The following is a 21,930-nucleotide window of genomic DNA, read 5'->3' as shown; positions in this document are numbered from 1 at the left end:
CGGACACGCTCCGTGGCCGACCGGTGGCGCTGCGGACGGTCGCCGGTCGGTCGCGCCGGTACGGGCGTGTCCTCCGCCGCGTCGCGTGGCAACCTGTCACATCCCTCGGGCAGGATGCAGGCGTGTGCCCTGACCGAGACGACCAGCCGACCGGAGTCCGCCGATGACCGACGACCTGCGCGACGGCCCCGGCGACCCGGTGGGCCGGGTGCTGGGCACGGCCGACGCCACCCCGTTGCAGTTCTGGACGGCCGTCTCCCCGGACAGCTACCTCCAGCTCGACGACGTGGTGGTGACCCGCCGTGAGCTGCCCGACCGGGAGCCGGTGACGATCGCCGGGGTGGTCACCCAGGTGCGGGCCCGGCACGAGGGCGCCCAGTTCGACTCGGACGTCTTCGCCATCGCCGACGGCACGCTGCCGGCGCAGGTGCAGGAGGCCGCCGAGATCACCACCACCCGGGTCGACCCCGAGTTCTACGTCCCGCCGGCGCCCGGGGCGACCGTCTACCGGGCCGAGGGCGACGCCCGGGCGCGCGCCCTGCACTTCGACCGGATGGAGCGGCGCATCCCGATGGGGATGGGCCGTGACGGCGTCCCGGTCTACCTCAACGCCGACTTCCTCGACGGCACCCGGGGCGCGCACGTCTCGATCTCCGGCATCTCCGGCGTCGCCACCAAGACCAGCTTCGCCACCTTCCTGCTCTACTCGGTGTTCCGCTCCGGGGTGCTCGGTGGCGACGCGGTCAACGCCAAGGCGCTGATCTTCAACGTCAAGGGCGAGGACCTGCTCTTCCTCGACCACCCCAACGCCCGGCTCGACGACCCGACCCGCGCCGCGTACGCGAAGCTCGGGCTCGACGCCGGGGCCTTCCCCGACGTGCGGGTGTACGCCCCGCCCCGCGTCGGCGACTCCTCCGGCACGCCGGACGTGTCCAGCCGGCTCACCGGGGTGGACAGCTTCTACTGGACGCTGACCGAGTTCTGCGCCGACCGCCTGCTGCCCTACGTCTTCGCCGACGCCGACGACGAACGCCAGCAGTACACGATGGTGGTCCACTCGGTAGCCGCCCACCTGGCCCGCTACGCGGTCCCCGCCGACGGTGGGGTGAGCATCGACGGGGTGCGCCTCGGGACGTACGCCGACCTCGTCGACCACATCGTCGAGCAGCTCAACGACGACGAGACCCGCGGCGACTGGGCCGGCAGCGCGGTGGGCCTGGGCACGGTCAACGCGTTCGCCCGCCGGCTGATCGGCAGCAAGAAGGACCTCGGCCGGCTCATCCGCGGTGATCTCGCCACCCGCCGCCCGCACTCGATCAACACCGCGGAGAGCGCCCAGGTCACCGTGGTCGACCTGCACAACCTGCCGGACCGGGCGCAGCGGTTCGTGGTCGGCGTGACGCTCAAGAGCGAGTTCGAGCGCAAGGAGAAGGCCGGCACCGCCAAGCCGCTGCTCTTCGTCGTCCTCGACGAGCTCAACAAGTACGCCCCCCGCGAGGGTTCCTCCCCGATCAAGGAGGTGCTGCTCGACATCGCCGAACGGGGCCGTTCCCTCGGGGTGATCCTGGTCGGCGCCCAGCAGACCGCCAGCGAGGTCGAACGGCGGATCGTCACCAACTCGGCGATCCGGGTGGTCGGCCGGCTCGACCCGGCCGAGGCGTCCCGCCCGGAATACGGCTTCCTCCCGCCGGCCCAGCGCCAGCGGGCGCTGCTGGCCAAGCCGGGCACCATGTTCGTCAACCAGCCGGACATCCCGGTCCCGCTCTGCCTGGAGTTCCCCTTCCCCGCCTGGGCGACCCGGGTCTCCGAGGCGGGCCGGCCACCATCGCAGACGCTGCGCTCGATCACCCAGTCCGCCGACCCGTTCGCGGTGGTCGGCTCGGGCTCCGCCGACGACGACATCCCGTTCTAGAAGGGTGACCCGTGAAGATCCTGCACACCTCGGACTGGCACGTCGGCAAGGTCCTCAAGGGCCGGTCCCGGCTGGACGAGCAGAAGCAGGTGCTGGCCGGGGTGATCGAGATCGCCCGGGCGGAACGCCCCGACCTGGTGATCGTCGCCGGTGACCTCTACGACACCGCGGCGCCGACCCCGGAGGCGACCCGGCTGGTCACCCGGGCGCTGACCGCGCTGCGCCGCACCGGCGCGGACGTGCTGGCGATCGGCGGCAACCACGACAACGGGCAGGCCCTCGACGCGCTGCGCCCCTGGGCCGAAGCGGCCGGGATCGTGCTGCGCGGCAGCGTCCGGGAGGATCCCGCCGAGCACGTGATCGACGGGGTTACCGGCGCCGGCGAGCGCTGGCAGGTGGCCGCCCTGCCGTTCCTGTCCCAGCGGTACGCCGTCCGCGCCGTGGAGATGTACGACCTGACCCCCGCCGAGGCCCACCAGACGTACGCCGACCACCTGGGCCGGCTGCTGGGCCGGCTCACCGAGGGGTTCACCGAGCCCGACCGGGTGCACCTGGTCACCGCGCACCTGACCGTGGTGGGAGCGAGCACCGGTGGCGGCGAGCGGGACGCGCACACCGTGCTCGGCTACGCCGTACCGGCCACCGTCTTCCCGGGCAACGCCCACTACGTCGCGCTGGGTCACCTGCACCGCTCGCAGCGGGTCATCGGGCCCTGCCCGGTGCGCTACAGCGGCAGCCCGCTCGCGGTCGACTTCGGCGAGCAGGAGAACGTCCCCTCGGTGACCCTGGTCGAGGTGACCGCCAGCACCGCCGCCCGGATCCGCGAGGTGCCGGTGCCGGCGGCCGTGCCGCTGCGTACGGTGCGGGGCACCCTCGCCCAGCTCGCCGAGGCCGAGGCACCGGAGGGCTGGCTGCGGGTGTTCGTCCGCGAGCAGCCCCGGGCCGGGCTGCGCGAGGAGGTGCAGGAGCTGCTCCCCAACGCGCTGGAGATCCGGATCGACCCGGAGCTGGTCCCCGCCCCGGGCAGCGGCACCCGCACCGCCCAGCGGGCCGGCCGCTCCCCCCGGGAGCTGTTCGGCGACTACCTGGACAGCAAGGGCCACACCGACCAGGGCGTGCGGGAGCTCTTCGACGAGCTCCTCGAGGGGGTCGAGCGCTGATGCGCCCGATGCGGCTGGACCTGGCGGGTTTCACCGTCTTCCGTGACGAGACCACCGTCGACTTCACCGACGCCGACTTCTTCGCCCTGGTCGGGCCGACCGGTTCGGGCAAGTCCACGGTGCTGGACGCGATCTGCTTCGCCCTCTACGGCACGGTGCCCCGCTGGGGTGGCGCGCGCGGGCTGGCCAACGCGCTGGCCCCGTCGGCCACCGAGGCCCGGGTGCGGCTGGTCTTCGAGTCCGCCGGCGCACGCTACGTGGCGACCCGGGTGGTGCGGCGGGACAGCCGGGGCAACGTCAAGACCGCGGGCGCCGGGCTCCAGCTGATGCCGGACGGGTTCGACGTCACCAAGCTGGACACCGGGCTCAGCCCGGAGGACCTGGGCGAGGTGATGGCCGGCACGGCCGCCGAGATGGAGGAGGCGGTGCTGGCCGCGGTGGGGCTGCCGTACGAGCAGTTCACCAGCTGCGTGGTGCTGCCGCAGGGCCAGTTCGCCGACTTCCTGCACGCCAAGCCGGCCACCCGGCAGCAGATCCTGGTGAACCTGCTGGGGCTGGGCGTCTACGAGGGGGTGCAGAAGCGGGCCACCGAGCGGGCCGGCCAGGCCGAGGCCCGGCTGGACGAGGTGGACCGGATGCTCGCCGGGCTGGCCGACGTCGACGACGAGGCGCTGGCGACCGCCGCCGGCCAGGTGGCTCGGATGCGGGAGCTGACCGGGGCGGTCGAGGCGGCCGTACCCGAACTGGAGGAGGCCCGGGCGGCGGTCCGGACGGCGGGGGCGGCGCTGGCGGCCCTCGACGCCGACCTCGCCGGGCTGGCCGGGGTGCGCTCCCCCGCCGGGGTCGCCGAAGTGGCCCACGCGGTCACCACCGCGCAGGCCGACGCCGACCGGGCGGCGACAGCCGTGGCGCTGGCCGAGGAGCGGGAGGAGAAGCTGCGCGGCGAGCTGGCCGGCGCGGGCGACGAGAGCACCCTGCGGCTGCTGCTCAAGGCGTACGCCGACCGGGACCGGCTGACCGCGGAGGCCGGTACGGTCGGCTCGGCGCTGGACGCCGCGCAGCGGGAACACGACGCGGCGGCCACCGCGCTCGCGGCGGCCCGGGACGCGGCGGCCCGCGCCGAGGCGGAGCTGGAGGCGGCGTTCCGGGCGCACGAGGAGGCGAAGGCCACCGACCAGGCGGTCGCGCTGCGGGCGCACCTCAGCGCGGGGGCGCCCTGCCCGGTCTGCGAGCAGCCGGTCGGCACGGTGCCGCCGATGCCGGCCGGTTCGGCGGTGGCCGCGGCGACCGCCGCCGGGAAGAAGGCGCGGGCCGCCAGTCAGGCGGCGCAGGCGCTGGTGGCGGAGCGGGACGCGGCGACCCGCGACCTGGACCGGGTGCTGGTGCGGGCCCGTGCCCAGCACGACCAGCTACGGTCCCGGCTGGCCGAGCTGGACGGTCAGCTCGCCGGGGCGGCCGCCCCGGAGGCGCTGCGCGCGGCGCTGGCCGAGCAGGCCCGGCTGCGTACGGCGTTGGACGAGGCCGGTGCGGCGGTCCGGGCCGGTCGGGACGCGGCCCGGCGGACCCGGGGTGGCCTGGACGCGGCGCGGGAGCGGCTGCGCTCCGCGTGGCGGGACTTCGACGCGACCCGCGACGGGCTGGCCCGGTTCGGCCCGCCGGCCGCCGACCGGGACGACGTGGCCGCCGCCTGGGCGGCGCTGGTCGACTGGGCCGACGGGCAGGCCAGCGAGCGGCGCGCGGAGCGGGCCGGACTGGCCGCCGAGGTGACCGGCGCCGAGGCGGCGGCCGACGCCGCGCGGGAGCGGATCGGCGGGTTGCTCGCCGACGCCGGCCTGCCGCCGGCCGACGACCCGGTCCGCGCGGTCGCCGTGGCGGCGGAACGGGCGCAGGCGGCGCACCGCCGGCTGGAGGAGCGCCGCGCGCAGGCCGCGGAGCTGCGCACCCAGCGCGAGGAGCACCGCAACGCCGCCCAGGTGGCCCGGGCGCTGGCCGGGCACCTGCGGGCCAACAACTTCGAGCGGTGGCTGCTCGCGGAAGCGTTGGACCTGCTGGTCGAGGGGGCCTCGCGGATCCTGCGCGAGCTGTCCCAGGGCCAGTACGACCTGGTCCACGACAAGGGCGAGTTCTTCGTGGTCGACCACCACGACGCGGGGTTGCGCCGGGCGGTGCGTACCCTCTCCGGCGGCGAGACCTTCCAGGCGTCGCTGGCCCTGGCGCTGGCCCTGTCGGAGCAGCTGGCCGGGCTCTCCACCACCGCCGCCAGCCTGGAGTCGATCGTGCTGGACGAGGGCTTCGGCACCCTGGACGCGGCCACCCTCGACACGGTGGCCGCCACCCTGGAGGGGCTGGCGGCCCGGGGCGACCGGATGGTCGGCGTGGTCACTCACGTGCCGGCGCTGGCCGAACGCATCCCGGTCCGCTTCGAGGTCCGCAAGGACGCCCGCACGGCCCGCGTGGAGAGGACCGGGCTGTGAGCGCGAGGAGCGCAGCGCAGCGGAGCCCCGCAGTCGCGAACGAAAGGCCGGCCCGGTGAGCGCGAGGAGCGCAGCGCAGCGGAGCCCCGCAGTCGCGAACGGAAGGCCGGCCCGGTGAGCGCGCCGCGGTTCTTCGTGGACGCGTGGGATCCGGCGTACGGCGCGTCGTTCGAGGCGGCGGCCGGCGGGCCGGCCGCCCAGAGCAGCGCCCAGGTCGAGGCCGACGCCGAACTGCCGGCCGTCGACTGGCGGGCGATCGACGTCCGTCCCGGGCTCGCCGCGCCGCACGTGGTGCTGCTGGTCGACGGGGTGCGCCGGATCGACGCCTCGGTCTGGACCGCCGAGGAGGACGGGGCGTCCTTCCCCGGGATCGCCGCCTCGTACGCCGCCGGCGTGGTCCGCTGCGACCTGGAGCGGGGTGCCGCGGAGCTGGCCGGCGCCCGGGTCGGTCGGGGTCTGTTCACCGCCAGCCCGTCGGCGGAGGAGGTCGTCTGCGGCCAGGTGCGCTACCCGGTGCACCGGGTCGGCGGCACCGGGGAGCTGAGCAAGCTGCCGGCGGCGGTGCAGGGGCCGCTGACCGCGCTGGAGGTGGCGGTCTCCGACGCGGCGCGTACCGACGGGGACCTGCTGGTGGTGGACGGGCCGCTGCGCAGCCGCCGGCAGCTGCCGCGCACGCTGGGCTACATCAAGACCCAGCACAGCCAGTACCTCGACGCCCGGCTCACCGCGGTGGTGACCGGCCTGCGTCCCGGGCAGCGCTGCCCGGTCTTCAAGCTCGGCACCGCCTGGGGTGGCTGGTCCTGGTATCTGCGCCTGCCGGTGACGGTGGGCGCGCCGTGGGCGGGCATCGTCCGGCTGGAGTGTTCCGCCGACCTGACCGTGGCCGAGGCGGTGGAGCTGGCCGACCTGTCCCTGGTCACCCTGCCCCGGTTCGCCTCGACGCCGTACAAGGACCCGCGTGCCCCGCAGAACCTGATCCCGATCGCCGGGCTGGAGCGGCGGCTGCGCGGCCTGCTCGGCGACGCCCGGCTGCTGCACCGGGCGTTGACGACGGCCGCCCGGGCCGGCGGGCTGCGGCGCTGATGGGACGCAAGCGTTCCACCGACCGGGTGGTCGAGCAGGTGGACACCGGCCAGGCCGAGCTGGCGCCGGACCCGGACCGTCCCCGGTCGTACACGTTGCTCCTCGACGGCGCGCCGCAGTCGCACGTGGACCTGGCCGACCCGACGCACCTGGAGTTCGAGTACGTCCGGCGGCTCGCCGCCGCCCTCGACCTCGTCGCCCCGGCCGGGGCGCCGCTGCGGGTGCTGCACCTGGGTGGTGGCGCGCTGACCCTGCCCCGCTACGTGGCCGCCACCCGGCCCGGCTCCGCCCAGCGGGTGTCCGAGGTGGACGGAGCGCTGGTGGAGCTGGTGCGCCGGGAGCTGCCCTGGCCCGCCGACGCGCGGATCCGGGTACGCGTCGACGACGCCCGGGCCACCGTGGCGTCCGCCCGGGACGCCAGCTACGACGTGGTGGTGGCCGACGTGTTCGCCGGTGCCCGCACCCCGGCCCACCTGACCAGCGTGGAGTTCGCCGCCGAGGTGGCCCGGGTGCTGCGCCCCGACGGCTGTTACCTGGCCAACGTCGCCGACGGGCCGCCGCTGCGGCACGCCCGCGCGCAGGTGGCCACGGTGCGTTCGGTGCTGCCCCGGGCCTGCCTGGTCGCCGACGCGGCGGTGCTGCGCGGGCGCCGGTACGGCAACCTGGTGCTGGTCGCGGGCCGGGTCGAACCGCCGGTGCCGGAGCTGACCCGGCGGGCCGCCGGTGACTGGTTTCCCGGCCGGGTGCTGGCGGGGGCGGAGCTGGACCGGTTCGCCTCCGGCGCCCCGGTGGTGCGTGACGCCGACGCCACCGACTCCACCCCACCGCCGCCGGGGATTTTTTCCGTCCGCCGTTGATCCGTTCGGCGCGGCGCTGCGTACCACCGGGCGGCCATGCCCGTGGGGGGCCGGCTGATGTCATTCGACACCGGAGGTCTGCATGCACGCGGTGGCGGCCGGCTGGCACGGCGACATGGTGCGGCCCGAGTGGATGTCCGCCCGGGCCCAACCGCAGTCGCGCGCGTCCAGGTCCGGTCGGGGGGTCGACGCACGTCCCACCGACCGCCAGAATGACCCGGTGACGCCGCGATCGGCGCCCGGGCGCCACCAGGCGACGTCCACCGAGGCCAGTCATTCCGACCAGTTGGTCCGGCTGCTCTACGCCGAGCACGCCGGGCCGCTGCTGGCGTTCGTGATGCGGCTGACCGGCGGTGACCGGCAGCGCGCCGAGGACATCGTGCAGGAGACGCTGCTGCGCGCCTGGCGCAACGCGCACCGCCTGGGCGTGCAGGGCCAGGGTTCGCTGCGGCCGTGGCTGGTGACGGTGGCCCGGCGGATCGCCATCGACGAGCACCGCAGCGAGCAGGCCCGGCCGGCGGAGACGTACGACCGGGACCTGACGGCGTTCGCCGAGGCGGACAGCACCGACCGGGTGCTGCGCACGATGACGATGGCCGACGCGCTGCGTACGCTGAGCCAGTCCCACCGGGAGATCCTGGTGGCGACGTACTTCCGGGGCCGGACGGTGCCGGAGGCGGCCGAGGAGCTGGGCCTTCCGCTCGGCACCGCCAAGTCGCGGGTCTACTACGCGTTGCGTGCGCTGCGCACGGCTCTGCAGGAGAGGGGGGTGACGGAATGAGCCGGGCCGACCACATGGACGTCGCCGCGTACGCGCTCGGCGTGCTGGACCAGCAGGACACCGAACGGTTCGAGGAGCACCTCGCCACCTGCTGGGCGTGCGCCGCCGAGCTGGAGACCATGGTGCCGGTGGTGGGTCTGCTCTCCGGCATCGACGGCGAGACGATGATGGCGCTGGAGCAGACGGCGACCGATCCGGCCCTGCTGGACCGTACGCTGGTGGCGGTCCGGGCGCACCGGCGGCGCTCCCGGATGCGTCAGGTGCTCGCCACGGCCGCCGCGGTGGTGGTGGTCGCCGGCGTGACCGGGGTGGGTGTCGCCGCCCTCAGCGACTCGACCGCGCCGCCGCAGGCGTTGCCGACGGTCCAGCCGACCGCCCCGGACGACGAGCCGACGCCGGGGCCGACCCGGTCCGGGCCGGGGGTGGGCGGGCCGAGCGAGGTGCCGGAGGTCGACCCGATCAGCCGGACCGACCCGGCCACCGGGGTGAAGGCCGACCTGTGGCTGGAGTCGAAGGAGTTCGGCACGGCGATCAGCTTCAACCTGAGCCGGTTGCCGGGGCCGCGGACCTGCCGGATGGTGGTGGTCCGCAAGAACGACACCACCGAGGTGCTCTCCAGCTGGTCGGTGCCGGGGACGGGTTACGGGACGAACACCAATCCGCAGCCGTTGCAGTTGCAGGCCTCCACCTCCGCGGCGCGGGGGGACATCGCCCGGGTGCAGGTCGAGTCGGTGGACACGAACGGGGTGGCGAGCCCGCTGGTGGCGTTCCCGCTGTAGGGCGAGGGCAGGTGGATCGGCGCCGGTCGGGAGGAACCGACCGGCGCCGATTCGTGTCCTCCGGTGGATGTGCGGCCGGGCACGGAGGAAAGGGCCGCACGGTTCAACGGTCCACTGTGAAATGAGCCACTCCTGGACGTTCAACCTTGACAGCGCACCTCCCGTACTACAGGGCGAACTTGCCAAGAATGAGGAGGGCACGTGGCACACATCAAGCGGACCGTCGTCGTCGCCGGCGCAATGGTCGCCCTGACGGCCTGCGCTCCCGCAGGATACGACCCGGCGAACTCGAGCGCCGCCGAGCCGGTCGCCGTGGCCGCGGCCGAGCCCACCGCGGCGGTCGAGCCCGAGGCCGCCGCCACCACGGAGGCGCCGCCGGCCACCGAGCAGGCGCCCCCCGCCGACGTCCGGCTCACCGACGAGCTGCACGGCAAGAAGGTGGCCCGGATGGGCAACGTGGTGACCGACCAGGACGGCTGGATCCTCTACCGGTTCGACAAGGACTCGGCCGACCCGCCCTCGTCCAACTGCGTGGGCAAGTGCGCGCAGGTCTGGCCGCCCGCACTGACCGACGGCAACCCGCAGCTCAACGGCGTCTCCGACGACAAGGTCGGCACGGTCACCCGGCAGGACGGCACCCGCCAGATCACCCTGGGCGGCTGGCCGCTCTACCGCTACATCGGCGACAAGAAGCCCGGCCAGTGGAAGGGCCAGGGGGTCGGCGGCACCTGGTTCGTGGTCGCCCCGAACGGCAAGAAGAACCTGACCTGCCTGCCGAAGGGCACCCCCACCCCGGTCGCCCCGCCCGCCGACAGCAGCGGCGGCGACAGCGGCGGCTCCGACGCCGGCGGCTCCGGCTACTCGTACTGAGTCCACCCGCCGGGTACGCGGTGGTCGGTCGCAGCCGGGGAGGGCGCGACCGGCCACCGTCCGCGAGCCTGGACGCCGGCGTACCGGCAGCGCCCGGGCGTCCCGGGTACGGCGCCGGCCCGCCCGCGGGCCGGCGCCGCGACCGTCCCTCCCCCGACGAGCCCCGGAGCGGTGCGTGGAGAGCGGCGGGTACGCCCCTGCCAGCAGGCGGCCCCGCCGAGGTCCCCCAGCCTCCTCCCCCGGCCCCGGCCGGCCCGTTCCGGAAGGCGGCACCGCCGACGCCCACGCGTCGGCGGTGTCGCACGTCACGCCACGGGTGCCGTGGCAGAGTGTCGGGGTGACCCCGACCGATCCCACCGCGACCCGGGAGCTGCGCCCGCCGCCCGGCTACCGGCTGGCCGCGACGGTGCACGCCCTGACCTTCAGCCCCTACGACCCGTGCGCCCGGATCGCGGCCGGCACCTTCTGGATCGCCCTGCGCACCCCGGCCGGCCCGGCCACGCTCTGCCTGCGCCCGGCGGCCGGCGCCCTGGTCGCCGACGGGTACGGCCCGGGCGGCGGGTGGCTGGTGGAGCGGGCCGACGCGATCGCCGGACTCCGCGACGACCTCAGCGGGTTCGCCGAGCTGGCCGCCGGGCACCCGGTGGTGGCCCGCCTCGCCGCCGCGCACCGGGGGCTGCGGATGCCGGCCACCGGGGTGGTGTTCCCCCGGGTGCTGCGGGCGGTCTTCGAGCAGAAGGTCACCGGCAAGGAGGCGTACCGGGCGTACGCGGCGACCGTCCGGCACTTCGGCGAGCCGGCGCCGGGGCCGCTGCAACCGCTGCTGCTGCCGCCGGAACCGGCCGCGGTGGCCGCCGCGCCGTACTGGGTCTTCCACCCGTTCGGGGTGGAGCAGCGCCGCGCCGACACGCTGCGCCGGGCCGCCGCGGTGGCCGACCGGCTGCAACGGTGCGCCGACGCGGCGGAGGCCACCCGCCGGCTGACCGCCGTCGCGGGCATCGGCCCGTGGACCGCCGCCGAGGTGGTCCGGGTCGCGTACGGCGATCCCGACGCGGTCAGCGTCGGCGACTACCACGTGCCGAACACGGTGGCCTGGGCGCTGGCCGGCGAGGCCCGGGGCGACGACGCCCGGATGCTGGAGCTGCTGGAGCCGTTCCGCGGCCACCGCGGCCGGGTCTGCCTGTTGCTGGCCGCCGCAGGGATCCACGCGCCGCGCTACGGGCCACGGGCCCCGATCCGCTCCTTCGCCCGCTTCTGACCGGGCGCGCCCGCGCTCAGCGGGCGGCCGGGCCGCCGGCGCAGAGCCGGCGCAGGGTGCGTCCCAGCCACCAGGCGTACGCCTGCTGGAAGGCCCGGGTGACCGGTCCGGCGGCGCGCAGGTACCAGCGGGCCGGCAGGCTGAACGCGCGCACCTCGAAGAAGATTTCGCCGGCCTCCCGGAGGACCAGGAACGCCTCCTCGCCGCGCTCCGGATGCCGGGGCAGGGTGCCGTAGCCGAAGCCGGCCCGGTCCGGCCCGTCGGCCACCCACACCACCTCGGTCGGTCCCCAGATCCGGGCCGGGCCGACCCCCAGCCCCGGGGTGACCCGGACGCCCACCGCGGCGCGCGGCGCGTCGGTGCGCATGACCACCCCGGCGGACCGGTGCAGTCGCCAGCTCAGTACCGCGTCGGCCGCGACGGCGAAGCAGCCGTCGGGCAGCCGGACCCGGTGGCGCAGGTGGTGGTAGCCGGCCGGCAGGCGCCCGTCGCGGGTCGCCCCCACCTGCGGGTACGTCAGCTCGGGCACCGTGGCCACCTTCCGGCTGGGCGGGACACCGCCAGCGTACGGGCGCGCTGGGCGGGCCGCCCGGCGAGCACCTCGGGTGCTCGGGTGGGCGGGCCGCTCCTCGGGGGCGACGGGTGGTGTGGTGGGCTGCACGGGTGACCGTCGAGACGATCATCGCCCCGGCCGGTGTCGACGACGCCGGCGAGATCCTCACCGTGCAGCGGGCCGCGTACCTGGTCGAGGCGCAGCGCTACGCCGACCCGTTCCTTCCGCCGTTGACCGAGACCCTGGACGAGGTGGTCGCCGCGCTGACCGACCCGGCCGTCGTGGTGCTGGCCGCCCGGCGCGGCGACCGGCTGGTCGGCTCGGTCCGGGGCCGGGCCGACGGGGAGGTGGTCCACGTCGGCCGGCTCGCCGTGGCGCCCGACCAGCAGGGCCGGGGGGTGGGCGGTGCGCTGCTGGCCGCCCTGGAGTCCGCGTACGCCGGCCGGGTGGCCCGCTTCGCGCTCTTCACCGGCGCCGACAGCGCGGACAACCTGCGGCTCTATCACCGGACCGGTTACCGGGTGGTCGGCCATCGGCCGGACCCGAACGGGATCCGGCTGGCGCTGCTGGAGAAGCCGGCGGTCAGCCCTGCTCGCAGCGACGCTTGAGGCCGTCGGCCTCCAGTCGCAGGTAGCGCTGGAACAGCCCGCCGCCGAACCGGCCGACCAGCCGGGCCAGCGGACCGGTCAGCTCGGCGCTCAGCACCACCCGCACCCGGCCGTCGGGCAGCGGCTCCAGCCGGTGCTCGGCGAGGGTGCGCACGCCCGGGCTGCGCGAGACCCACCTGAAGTAGTGCGGCTCGACCAGCTCGGTGACCTGCCAGACCGCGGGTCGCAGCCGGGGCTGCTCGATCCGGGCCGTCGAGCCGACGGCGAACGGACCGGAGTCCAGCCGGCGGGCCCGGGTGACCGAGGGCGTCCACTCCGCCCAGCGCTCCACGTCGACGGTCACCGCCCAGATCCGCTCCTGCGCCGCGGCCACCTCGGACGTCGCCTCGTACCGCATCGGCCCTCCCTCGCCGGTCGCCGCCAACCGGCCGCCGCGCCCGGGTGGCACCCGTCGGGTGGCCGCTGGCGCCGAGCGTAACGCCGGACGTCGATCCGCGTGGTCCCCGCACCGGGCGGGCCGGGACCGCCGGGATCAGCCGGCTTCGCGCAGGTCGGTCTCGCGCAGGTCGGCCAGGCCGATCGGGGTACGCCGGGCCAGCAGCTCCGTCAGCTCGGCCACCGAGCCGACCTCGCCGAGCACGTTGCGACCGCCGCCGTGTTCGGGGCGGTAGCGGTGCGACAGCCGGTACCGGTAGCGGCCACGGATCAGCTCCACGCCCACCCGCCAGCGGCCACAGCATCCGCAGACCCACTCCCGCATCCGGCGAAGGTAGCTCTGACCTGCGCAGATGCGATCCGCCCGGAGGGGACGACGGGGGCCTGCGCGGGACACGCCGCCCGCCGGGCCCGCGTGATGTGCCTCACGACTGTCGGTGCCGTCTGGTTGACTGGTCGCCGTGGAGCTGCCGATCACCCCGCCGGTCGAGCCGATGCTGGCCAAGAGCGTGCCCCGCCTGCCCACCGCCGACGGCATGACCTACGAGCCGAAGTGGGACGGCTTCCGCCTCATCATCTTCCGCGACGGCGACGAGGTCGAGCTGGCCAGCCGGGGCGGCAAGACGATGACCCGCTACTTCCCCGAGGTGGTCGAGCAGGCCCGCCGGCAGCTGCCGGAGCGGAGCGCGGTCGACGGCGAGCTGATCGTGATCCGGCGGGACGGTCCCGGCGGCCAGCCCCGGCTCGACTTCGAGCTGCTCGCCCAGCGGATCCACCCGGCCGCCTCCCGGGTGAAACTGCTCGCCGAGACCACGCCGGCCGACTTCGTCGCCTTCGACCTGCTCGCCCTCGACGACGAGGCGCTGCTCGACCAGCCGTACCCGGTCCGGCGGGCCCGGCTGGAGGCGGCGCTCGCCGGGGTGCGTCCACCGGTGCACGTCACCCAGGTGACCACCGACCCGGAGACGGCCCGCCGCTGGTTCGACGTCTTCGAGGGGGCCGGGCTCGACGGGCTGATCGCCAAGCCGGCCGACCTGCCGTACGAGCCGGGCAAGCGGCTGATGTTCAAGGTCAAGCACGCCCGCACCGCCGACGTGGTGGTGGCCGGCTTCCGCTGGCACAAGTCCGGCCCGGTGGTGGGTTCGCTGCTGCTCGGCCTCTACGACGAGGCCGGGGTGCTGCACCACATCGGGGTCAGCTCGTCGTTCACCGCGGCCCGCCGCAAGGAGCTGCTCACCGAGTTGGAGCCGTACCGCGACGTCGGCAGCGACCACCCCTGGGTGCACGGCGACCACGAGCGGGGGCAGCGGATCCCGGGCGGGGTCAGCCGGTGGACCGGCACGAAGAACCTGGAGTGGGAGCCGCTGCGGCCGGAGCTGGTCGCCGAGGTCGGCTACGACGCGATGGAGGGCGACCGGTTGCGGCACACCGCGCAGTTCGTCCGCTGGCGGCCCGACCGGGATCCCCGCTCCTGCGGCTACGACCAGCTCGACCGCCCGATCCGCTACGACGTCGACGAGGTCCTGCGCGGGGACCCCGCGGCGACCGTGGAGCCGACGCCGGGCCGGTAGCCTGGCGTCGACACGATCACGGAGGTCCAGGTGACCCGCTTTCCCGACCGGATCCGCCGGGTCCGGCTCACCCTCGCCGGGCTCACCGCCGCGGCGCTGGTCGCTGCTGGCTGCACCCTGCCGGCGTTCGCGCCGGAGACCGAGGGGGCGGGTCCGGCGGCGGCGCCCGGCACCACGCCGACCTGGCGGCCCTGCCCGGAGATCCCCGACGAGCTGGTCGGCCGGGGCGCACCGGGGATGCGGTACGACTGCGCGAAGGTGGCCGTGCCCCGGGACTGGGGCACCGGCGGCGCCGGGGCCACCGCCGGCCCGGGCGCCGGGGAGACCTTCGAGATCGCCCTGATCCGGGCCCGGTCGACCAGGCAGCGGGACCGGATCGGCTCGCTGGTGATCAATCCCGGCGGGCCGGGGGCGTCCGGTGTGGACACCGCCGTCTATCTCTCCTTCGGTTCGGCGTTCGGCGGGCTGCCCGCCTCGGTCACCGACCGGTTCGACATCGTGGGCTTCGACCCGCGCGGGGTGGCCCGGTCCAGCCCGGTGAAGTGCATCTCGGACGCCGAGCTCGACACCAGCTTCGGTTTCGACCCCGATCCGCAGAGCCAGCGGTCCTTCGACGACTTCGTGGCGCTCAACCAGCGCATCGGTCGGGGCTGCGGCGACAAGTACGGCGACCAGCTGCCGCTCTACGGCACGGAGCAGGCGGCCCGGGACATGGACGCCGTCCGGGCCGCGGTGGGGGACGACAAGCTCACCTACCTCGGTTACTCCTACGGCACCCTGCTCGGGGCCACCTACGCGCAGCTCTATCCGCAGCGGGTGCGCGCCCTGGTGCTCGACGGGGCGGTGGATCCGCAGCAGAAGCTGGTGGCCGGTTCGGAGAGCCAGGCCCGGGGCTTCGAGCGGGCCTTCGACAACTTCGACCGGTGGTGCGCCGCGAACGCCGGCCGCTGCCCGATCGCGCCGGACGCCCGGGCCGCCGTCACCACGGCGATCGACAAGGCGAAGGTGTCGCCGGTGCGGGGCGCCGACGGCCGTGAGGCGACCTCGGGGTGGGTCTTCTACGCCGTGATCTCCTCCCTCTACACGGAGACGGGCTGGCAGGAGCTGGCCAAGGCGATCGACGAGTTGCAGGGCGGCGACCCGACGGAGGTGTTCAAGCTCGCCGACGCGTACGCCGGTCGGGGCGAGGACGGCCACTACACCAACCTCTTCGACGCCAACCTCGCGGTGAACTGCGCCGACGAGACCGAGAAGCCGAGCCGGGAGCGGATCCGCCAGTTGCAGTCGCAGTGGCGCGAGAAGTACCCGCTCTTCGGTCCGTCGTTGGCGGTGGGGATGCTGGGCTGTGTCGAGTGGCCCGGGCAGCGGGACCCGTACCCGACCGGCAAGGCGGTCGGTGCGCCGCCGATCCTGGTCGTGGGCACCACCGGTGACCCGGCGACGCCGTACGAGCAGACCCCGGCGTTGGCCTCGATGCTCGGTGTGGGCCGGGTGCTGACCTGGGAGGGTGAGGGGCACACGGCCTACCCGCAGACCGGCTGCATCACCGACGCCGTCGATGCGTACCTGATCTCGTTGACCGTTCCCCGGCAGGGGCTGCGCTGCCCGGCCCGGTGACCGGCGGCCGGCCGACGGCGGGCCCACGCATCGGTTCGGCTCGCTGTGCCAGGCTGCCCGCATGACCGATGTGCTGTTCCGGGAGGCGACCCGGGCCGACCTGCCCGCCGTCATCGCCCTGCTCGCCGACGACGTGCTGGGCAAGGCCCGCGACCTCACCGAGGTCGACGACGCGTACGAGCGGGCCTTCGCCGACATCACCGCCGACCCGCGCAACCAGTTGATCGTCGCCGACCGGGGCGGCGAGCTGGTCGGGTGCATGCAGGTCACCTACATCCCGGGGTTGGGCCGGCACGGCGCGGAGCGGTCCCTGATCGAGTCGGTACGGGTCCGGTCGGACCTGCGGGGGCAGGGCCTGGGCCGGGAGATGATGGCGTGGGCGGTCGACCAGGCCCGGCGGCGGGGTTGCGCGCTGGTGCAGCTCACCACGGACAAGACCCGCGCCGACGCGCACCGTTTCTACCGGGGCCTCGGCTTCGTGGCCAGCCACCAGGGGATGAAGCTGGCGCTCTGACGCCCGCCCGGCCGGGGTCCCTCCCCCGAGCCGGGGAGACGGTCCCCCGCCGGGCGGGAGGGCCGGCGCCGCGGACCGGGACACGCTGGGCGGGTAACCGAACAGCGAGGAGCAGCCATGTCCATGGTCACCGCACCGACCGCACACCCCGGCGACGGCCGGCCGTCGCCCGCCTGGGCGGTCCGCGTCGCCCACCTGGTTCCGCTGGCCGTCCTGCCGTCGGGGCTGTGGCGGCTCGCGCTGGTCGCCGGGGTGCCGATCGGCGCGTACGCCGGTGGCACGGTCGCGCGCGTGCACGGCTGGGAGAACCTCTACATCGTCTCGCTGAGCCTGGTCTCCGAGGCGCTCGCCCTGCTCACCCTGGGACTGGTCCGCCCGTGGGGTGAGGTCCTGCCCCGCCGGCTGCCGCTGCTGGGCGGCCGGCGGGTGCCGCCCGCGTTCGCGGTCACCGTCGCCACCGCCGGCGCCGTCGCGGTCACCCTGATCTGGGGGTACGCCGCCTGGGGCGTGCTCGTCAGCGGCAACGACCTCGACTTCTCCCCGGCCGGCTTCGCCCTGCTGCTGGCCTGCTACACCCCGCTGCTCCTCTGGGGGCCCCTGCTGTTCGCCGTCACCGTCGCGCACCACCGCCGTCGCCGGCCCTGACTCGGGGTCGCCGCGGGTCCACACCGCCACCCGCGCGGCCCGCACAGCTCGCACGGACCGCACAGCTCGCACGGCCCGCACAGCTCGCACGGACCGCACAGCCCTCCCGCCTCGTGGTCGTCGCGAGGGCCTACAGACCTGAGAGCACAGACGACTCACGCAGACCCGGGTTCCTGGGGGCGGGCCCGATGCCGATCGCCCGACTCAGGTTGGTGGAAGGGTGATGGTCTCGGTGACGGCAGCCGTAGCGGGATCGGTGAGTCGTTCGTGCTCTCAAGTCTGTAGGCAGCGGAACATCAGCTCCGGCCCGGGCAGCGCCACCGGTCCGGGAGGGCGCAGTACCCGGCCCGGCGGCGCGGTGGGTGGGGTCAGTCGGCGGTCAGGCGGCCGTCGCGCAGGGTCAGGGTGCGGTCGGCCAGCTCGATCAGGGCCGGGTCGTGGGTGGCGACCAGCGCGGTCATCCCCCGGGCGTGCACCACCGCGCGCAGCAGGTCCATGATGGAGCGCCCGGTCTCCGAGTCGAGCTGGCCGGTCGGCTCGTCGGCGATCAGCAGCGCCGGCTCGTTGGCCAGGGCGCGGGCCACCGCCACCCGCTGCTGCTGGCCGCCGGAGAGCTCGTACGGTCGCTGCCGCGCCTGTCCGCCCAGCCCCACCAGCTCCAGCAGCACCGCCACCCGTTGCTCCCGTTCGGCCGCCGGCACCCGGGCCAGCCGCAGCGGAACCCCGACGTTCTCCGCCGCCGACAGGATCGGCACCAGGCCGAAGGTCTGGAACACGAAACCGATCGTGCCCCGGCGCAGCTCCAGCAGCTCCCGTTCACCGGCGGCGGTCACGTCGTGGCCGGCCACCCGGACCCGACCCGAGTTCGGCCGGTCCAGTCCGCCGATCAGGTTGAGCAGGGTGGTCTTGCCCGCACCCGACCGGCCCCGGACCACCACCAGCTCGCCCCGCCGGGCCGTGAACGACACCTCGCGTACGGCGTGCACCGCGTGCTCGCCGCGGCCGAAGCTGCGGCTCACCCCCTCCACCCGGACCACGTCCTCGACCACCGGCAGGCCGCTGTCGCGGACCGCCACCTGCTCGCTCATTCCGCACTCCCCTGCTCCTGCCGGCCGTCGGCGCCCGGCCGGACCTCCACGTGATCCGGCTCCAGGTTCAGCCGGACCCGGTCGCGCAACGACAGCGCGTCGACGAAGGCCACCGGCAACTGCATCCGGCCGGTCCGGTCCAGCACCGCGTACTCCTCACTGACCAGTTCGGTGTTGCCGTCGGCGTCCAGACGCGCGGTCCGGCGTACCTCCGAGGCGGTCCGGCCGTCACGGATGGCGACGGTCCGGCGCACCTGGCCGGCCACGGCGTGGTCGTGGGTGACCACGACGATGGTGACGCCCAGCTCGGCGTTGATGGTCCGCAGCGCCGCGAAGACCTCGGCGCCGGTCGCCTCGTCCAGCTCGCCGGTCGGCTCGTCGGCGAAGAGCACCTCGGGGTCGTTGGCCACCGCCACGGCCACCGCGCAGCGCTGCTGCTCACCGCCGCTCATCTGCCCCGGCCGACGGTCGGCGCAGTGTCCGACGCCGACCAGGTCGAGCAGTTCCCGGGCCCGTTCCCGCCGGGCCCGTGAGCCGCCCATCCGCCCGGCCAGCTTCATCGGCAGCTCCACGTTCTCCCGCGCGGTCAGGTACGGCAGCAGGTTGCGGCCGGTCTGCTGCCAGACGAAACCCACCACCTCCCGCCGGTACGACAGCCGCTTGCGGTTCGACAGCGACAGCAGGTCGTAGTCGGCGACCCGGGCGATACCGGCGGTCGGGGTGTCCAGTCCGGACAGGATGTTCAGCAACGTCGACTTGCCGGAGCCGGAGGCGCCCACGATGGCGACCAGCTCACCGCGGTCGATCACCAGGTCGAGTCCCTGGAGGGCGAAGACCTCGATCCCCTCGGTCTTGAAGATGCGGACCAGACCGTCGCAGACGATGTGCCCGCGCAGCCGGTCCTGCCCACCGGCCCGTTCCGCGGCCCGCTGCGCGGCCCGTCGTTGCAGAGTGGCCAGATCGGGTACGCCGGCCGTGTCGGCGGTGACTGTCATTCCGCGCTCTCCTCTCCGAGCCGGAGCGCCTCACCGAGGCGCAGCCGACGGTTGTTCACGGCCTCGACCGCGACGGCGAAGGCCAGGGCGACCGCGGCGACCAGCACCGCGCCCGCCACCAGGCCGGGTTCGAAGGCCACCCGCACCGGCACCCCGCCGGTGAACGCGGACAGCCCCAGCAACGGGGTGAGCAGCAGCGGCAGCAGCGCGCCGGTCACCGCACCGGTGAGCACCGCGACCGCCACCAACGGCACCAGCTCCACCAGCAGCAGCCCGCGGCCCTGCCCCCGGGACAGCCCGAGGGTGCGCAGCCGGGACAGCACCTGGCCGCGGGACCGCGCCCCGGCCAGCACCGTGAAGGCGATCGCGATCAGGCCGAACAGCGTGCCCCCGACGGCCCCGGCGGCGAACGCGAAGGCCAGCAGGGCGTTGGCGCCGTTGCGACCCAGCCCCTCCCGCTCGGCGGCCCACGTGCGGACCGTGACGTCGCGGGGCGGTTCCTTGCCGACCACCGGGCTGCCGAACTGGTAGCGCCGCTGCCCCTCGTTGCCGATCCGGGTCAGCTCGCCCGCGTCCAGGTCGTCCCCGGCGACCAGGAAGCCGGTCGGGACCAGTGCCTCCCGGTCGTCGGTGGCCAGCGCCGACCAGGGCAGGACCACGTACCGTCCGGTGTCGACGAGCGGGAAGTCGGCAGCCGTGGCGGCGACCCGGAACGGATGTCGCCGGCCCTCCACGGGTACGAACACGGAGTCGAGCCGAGCGTCGGCGAGTTCCTCGGCGAGCAGCGGGGACACCACCGCGGGCACCGGCCCGGTGTCGGCGCGGCCGCCGCGCAGAACGTCCGGCACGGTCACGTCGACGCCGGAGCCGCGGGCCACCTCGGCGAACCCGGCCCCGTCCAGCACCAGCACCGTCACGTCGTCGAGCCGGGCGTCGGTGCCCACCTCGTCGGTGGCCAGCCGTTGGGTGGGGCTGAGGATCAGCGGGGTGGCCGCGCGTACCCCGGGCGAGCGTTGCAGTGCCGCACCGGTGTCCGGGGCGAGCCGGGCCCCCAGGATCAGCGCGTCGGCGGGTACGCCCCGGGTCACCGCCCGGTCCCGGCTGGCCCCGACGCCGCTGGCCAGCACCCCACAGAAGGCCGCGGTGGCGATCGCCACCACCACCACGACCAGGGGTACGCCGACCCCGGAGCGGCCCGCCCGCGCGGTGCCCAGGAAGGCCACCGTGCCCCGGGTCCGGGTGGCGATCCGGCTGGCCAGCAACAGCGGCCACGGATAGAGCCGCAGGGCGAGCACCGCCGCCGCGACGGCGAGCAGCACCGGCACGGTGACCAGCAGCGGGTCCACCGTGCCCGGCACCAGGCCGCGCCGGCGCAGCAGGACGGCGGCGAGGACCGCCAGACCGAGCAGGAACACCTCCACGGTGAGCCGCCGGGCCCCCGGCCGCATCCGGACCAGGTCCCGCCGGCCGTCCGGGCCGGCCACGGCCAGCGTGGCGACCGGCAGCGCGACGGTGATGACGACGGCTGCGGTCAGGGTGAGCGGGAGGCTGCTGCCCGGGGCGCCGGGCACCAGGGTGCCGAGCAGCCAGCCGGCGACGGCGGCGAGCGGCACCACCAGCAGCGCCTCGGCGAGGCTGCGCCCCGGACCGCTGGCCACCCCGCCGCCGCGGGCCCGGATCAGCGCGAACTCGCCGCGCCGGCGGCGGACGGCCAGCGCGGCCGCGAGGGCGACCAGGCCGGCCAGGGTGGCCAGCACCCCGGCGGCGATCACCGCGAGCAGGGTACGGGCGGCGTCTAGGGTGTCATCGAAGCGGCTGAGCAGTTCGTCCGCGCCCTGGGTGAACTCGGTGCCGCGCGGCGGCTTGCGCTGGGTCACGCGGATGCCGTCGATCACCTGGTCCAGCTCGCGGACGTCGATCCGCTGCGGGTCGAGCCGGTACCGCCAGCTGAACCGGCCGACCCATCCCCGCGCGACCAGCCGGTCCAGGTAGGACGGGTCGGTCAACCCGACCAGCCCGAACGGCCCGGACTCGCCGGCCGGCTCGACCACCTGAAGGGTCTGCGGCAGGCCGTCCCAGATCCCGTCACCCCGGTCCCGGGGCGTGAACAGGCCGACCACGACGGCGGTCACCGGCTCCGGGTCGGGCTGCGGGCCGATCCGGCTCAGCCGCAGCCGGCTGCCGACCCGCAGGTTCAGCTTCGCGGCGGTGTCGGTGGCCAGCGCCAGCTCGACCGGGGCGTCCCGGTCGGCCGCGCGGCCCGGCCAGCGCCCGTCCGCCATGGTGGTGGCCTGCTCAGCGCCGGGCGTCGCGCGAACGGTCAGCTCGACCTTCAGGTTCCGCGCGGTGAGGTCCGGTCCCTTGGCCTCGACCGGCGCGGTGTCGGCCTCGTACCAGCGCTGGCCGAGGGCGCCCCGCACCGGCGCGGGCAGCTGCCGGGGCAGCAGGTCAAGGTTCTCCCGCCGCAGATCGGTCATCGACACCCCGTCGGCGGCGGTGACCTGGTTGCCGCGGAAGGTGAGGTCCCGCTTGGCTGCCGGCTGGGCGGTGAGGTAACCGGTCAGCCCGTCCTGGCCGAGCCGGTTGGTCATCCTCGGCACGCCGCTGGCGAGGAACGCGGTCACCAGCGCCAGCACCCCGAGCAGCAGGAAGTAGCCACCGAAGGCCCGGACCCGCCGGACCACCCCGAACGGTCCCATCACGCCACCCCGCCCGGCTCGCCGGAAACCG

General features: G+C 75.4%; 20 protein-coding genes. 14 read left to right on the top strand and 6 right to left on the bottom strand.

What is annotated here, in order from left to right; translation table 11 throughout:
* The first annotated feature begins 163 nt into the window (after positions 1–163).
* The 9 genes from GA0074704_RS11625 to GA0074704_RS11585 all read left to right on the top strand — a co-directional run bounded on the left by GA0074704_RS11625 (position 164) and on the right by GA0074704_RS11585 (position 11,174).
* Entirely contained in the window at positions 164–1,912 is a 1,749-nt protein-coding gene (locus GA0074704_RS11625) for an ATP-binding protein (RefSeq protein WP_088970522.1), read from the top strand.
* An 11-nt stretch (positions 1,913–1,923) separates the two neighbouring features.
* On the top strand, positions 1,924–3,072 hold the full coding sequence (locus tag GA0074704_RS11620; RefSeq protein WP_088970521.1) for an exonuclease SbcCD subunit D: 1,149 nt from the start codon (positions 1,924–1,926) through the stop codon (positions 3,070–3,072).
* Positions 3,072–5,546 (top strand): AAA family ATPase, encoded by a 2,475-nt coding sequence (locus GA0074704_RS11615; protein WP_088970520.1) that lies wholly within the window; start codon positions 3,072–3,074, stop codon positions 5,544–5,546. The genes GA0074704_RS11620 and GA0074704_RS11615 overlap by 1 nt, the downstream gene beginning before the upstream one ends.
* 114 nt (positions 5,547–5,660) lie before the next feature.
* Positions 5,661–6,629 (top strand): hypothetical protein, encoded by a 969-nt coding sequence (locus GA0074704_RS11610; RefSeq protein WP_088970519.1) that lies wholly within the window; start codon positions 5,661–5,663, stop codon positions 6,627–6,629.
* Positions 6,629–7,486 (top strand): spermidine synthase, encoded by an 858-nt coding sequence (locus GA0074704_RS11605; RefSeq protein WP_088970518.1) that lies wholly within the window; start codon positions 6,629–6,631, stop codon positions 7,484–7,486. The genes GA0074704_RS11610 and GA0074704_RS11605 overlap by 1 nt, the downstream gene beginning before the upstream one ends.
* An 82-nt stretch (positions 7,487–7,568) precedes the next feature.
* On the top strand, positions 7,569–8,267 hold the full coding sequence (locus GA0074704_RS11600; RefSeq protein ID WP_088970517.1) for a sigma-70 family RNA polymerase sigma factor: 699 nt from the start codon (positions 7,569–7,571) through the stop codon (positions 8,265–8,267).
* Positions 8,264–9,046 (top strand): anti-sigma factor family protein, encoded by a 783-nt coding sequence (locus GA0074704_RS11595; RefSeq protein ID WP_088970516.1) that lies wholly within the window; start codon positions 8,264–8,266, stop codon positions 9,044–9,046. Before GA0074704_RS11600 ends, GA0074704_RS11595 begins: the two co-directional genes overlap by 4 nt.
* A 201-nt stretch (positions 9,047–9,247) precedes the next feature.
* Positions 9,248–9,916, top strand: a complete 669-nt coding sequence (locus GA0074704_RS11590) for a hypothetical protein (RefSeq protein ID WP_088970515.1) — start codon at positions 9,248–9,250, stop codon at positions 9,914–9,916.
* Positions 9,917–10,253: 337 nt separating this feature from the next.
* A complete protein-coding gene (locus tag GA0074704_RS11585; protein WP_088973611.1) occupies positions 10,254–11,174 on the top strand; it encodes a DNA-3-methyladenine glycosylase family protein in 921 nt (306 codons plus the stop codon).
* Positions 11,175–11,190: 16 nt separating this feature from the next.
* On the opposite strand, the gene GA0074704_RS11580 is transcribed toward GA0074704_RS11585, so the two are convergent.
* The gene (locus GA0074704_RS11580) at positions 11,191–11,703 is read right to left on the bottom strand and encodes a DUF1990 family protein (protein ID WP_088973610.1); all 513 of its coding nucleotides are present in this window, start codon (positions 11,701–11,703) and stop codon (positions 11,191–11,193) included.
* Positions 11,704–11,837: 134 nt separating this feature from the next.
* On the opposite strand from GA0074704_RS11580, the gene GA0074704_RS11575 reads away from it, so the two are divergent.
* Positions 11,838–12,335 carry a GNAT family N-acetyltransferase gene (locus tag GA0074704_RS11575; protein ID WP_088970514.1) on the top strand — a complete coding sequence of 166 codons (498 nt, stop codon included), beginning with the start codon at positions 11,838–11,840 and terminating at the stop codon, positions 12,333–12,335.
* On the opposite strand, the gene GA0074704_RS11570 is transcribed toward GA0074704_RS11575, so the two are convergent.
* Both GA0074704_RS11570 and GA0074704_RS11565 read right to left on the bottom strand, forming a co-directional pair.
* The gene (locus GA0074704_RS11570) at positions 12,310–12,732 is read right to left on the bottom strand and encodes an SRPBCC family protein (protein WP_088970513.1); all 423 of its coding nucleotides are present in this window, start codon (positions 12,730–12,732) and stop codon (positions 12,310–12,312) included. The genes GA0074704_RS11575 and GA0074704_RS11570 overlap by 26 nt on opposite strands.
* 135 nt (positions 12,733–12,867) lie before the next feature.
* Positions 12,868–13,095 carry a hypothetical protein gene (locus tag GA0074704_RS11565; RefSeq protein WP_088970512.1) on the bottom strand — a complete coding sequence of 76 codons (228 nt, stop codon included), beginning with the start codon at positions 13,093–13,095 and terminating at the stop codon, positions 12,868–12,870.
* A 136-nt stretch (positions 13,096–13,231) separates the two neighbouring features.
* Between GA0074704_RS11565 and GA0074704_RS11560 the strand changes: the two genes are divergently transcribed.
* The 4 genes from GA0074704_RS11560 (at position 13,232) to GA0074704_RS11545 (ending at position 17,117) form a co-directional block, all read left to right on the top strand.
* Positions 13,232–14,341, top strand: coding sequence for an ATP-dependent DNA ligase (locus GA0074704_RS11560; protein WP_088970511.1), 1,110 nt, complete (start codon positions 13,232–13,234; stop codon positions 14,339–14,341).
* Between the two features lie 51 nt (positions 14,342–14,392).
* Complete coding sequence (locus GA0074704_RS11555) at positions 14,393–15,958, top strand: alpha/beta hydrolase (RefSeq protein WP_231926905.1); 1,566 nt, start codon at positions 14,393–14,395, stop codon at positions 15,956–15,958.
* 61 nt (positions 15,959–16,019) lie between these two features.
* The gene (locus GA0074704_RS11550; protein ID WP_088970509.1) at positions 16,020–16,472 is read left to right on the top strand and encodes a GNAT family N-acetyltransferase; all 453 of its coding nucleotides are present in this window, start codon (positions 16,020–16,022) and stop codon (positions 16,470–16,472) included.
* Positions 16,473–16,589: 117 nt separating this feature from the next.
* Positions 16,590–17,117, top strand: a complete 528-nt coding sequence (locus tag GA0074704_RS11545; RefSeq protein WP_088970508.1) for a hypothetical protein — start codon at positions 16,590–16,592, stop codon at positions 17,115–17,117.
* A gap of 368 nt (positions 17,118–17,485) precedes the next feature.
* On the opposite strand, the gene GA0074704_RS11540 is transcribed toward GA0074704_RS11545, so the two are convergent.
* Genes GA0074704_RS11540 through GA0074704_RS11530 form a run of 3 tightly spaced genes read right to left on the bottom strand, consistent with a single transcriptional unit; the run spans position 17,486 to position 21,899 of the window.
* Positions 17,486–18,205 (bottom strand): ABC transporter ATP-binding protein, encoded by a 720-nt coding sequence (locus GA0074704_RS11540; RefSeq protein WP_088970507.1) that lies wholly within the window; start codon positions 18,203–18,205, stop codon positions 17,486–17,488.
* Positions 18,202–19,200 carry an ABC transporter ATP-binding protein gene (locus tag GA0074704_RS11535; RefSeq protein ID WP_088970506.1) on the bottom strand — a complete coding sequence of 333 codons (999 nt, stop codon included), beginning with the start codon at positions 19,198–19,200 and terminating at the stop codon, positions 18,202–18,204. Before GA0074704_RS11535 ends, GA0074704_RS11540 begins: the two co-directional genes overlap by 4 nt.
* Positions 19,197–21,899, bottom strand: a complete 2,703-nt coding sequence (locus GA0074704_RS11530) for an FtsX-like permease family protein (protein WP_088970505.1) — start codon at positions 21,897–21,899, stop codon at positions 19,197–19,199. The genes GA0074704_RS11535 and GA0074704_RS11530 overlap by 4 nt, the downstream gene beginning before the upstream one ends.
* Positions 21,900–21,930: the final 31 nt, after the last annotated feature.

The sequence above is a fragment of the Micromonospora siamensis genome (assembly GCF_900090305.1).
GTDB lineage: Bacteria > Actinomycetota > Actinomycetes > Mycobacteriales > Micromonosporaceae > Micromonospora > Micromonospora siamensis.
Note: the sequence above shows the minus strand (reverse complement) of the source record. Positions and strands in the feature narration are given on the sequence as shown.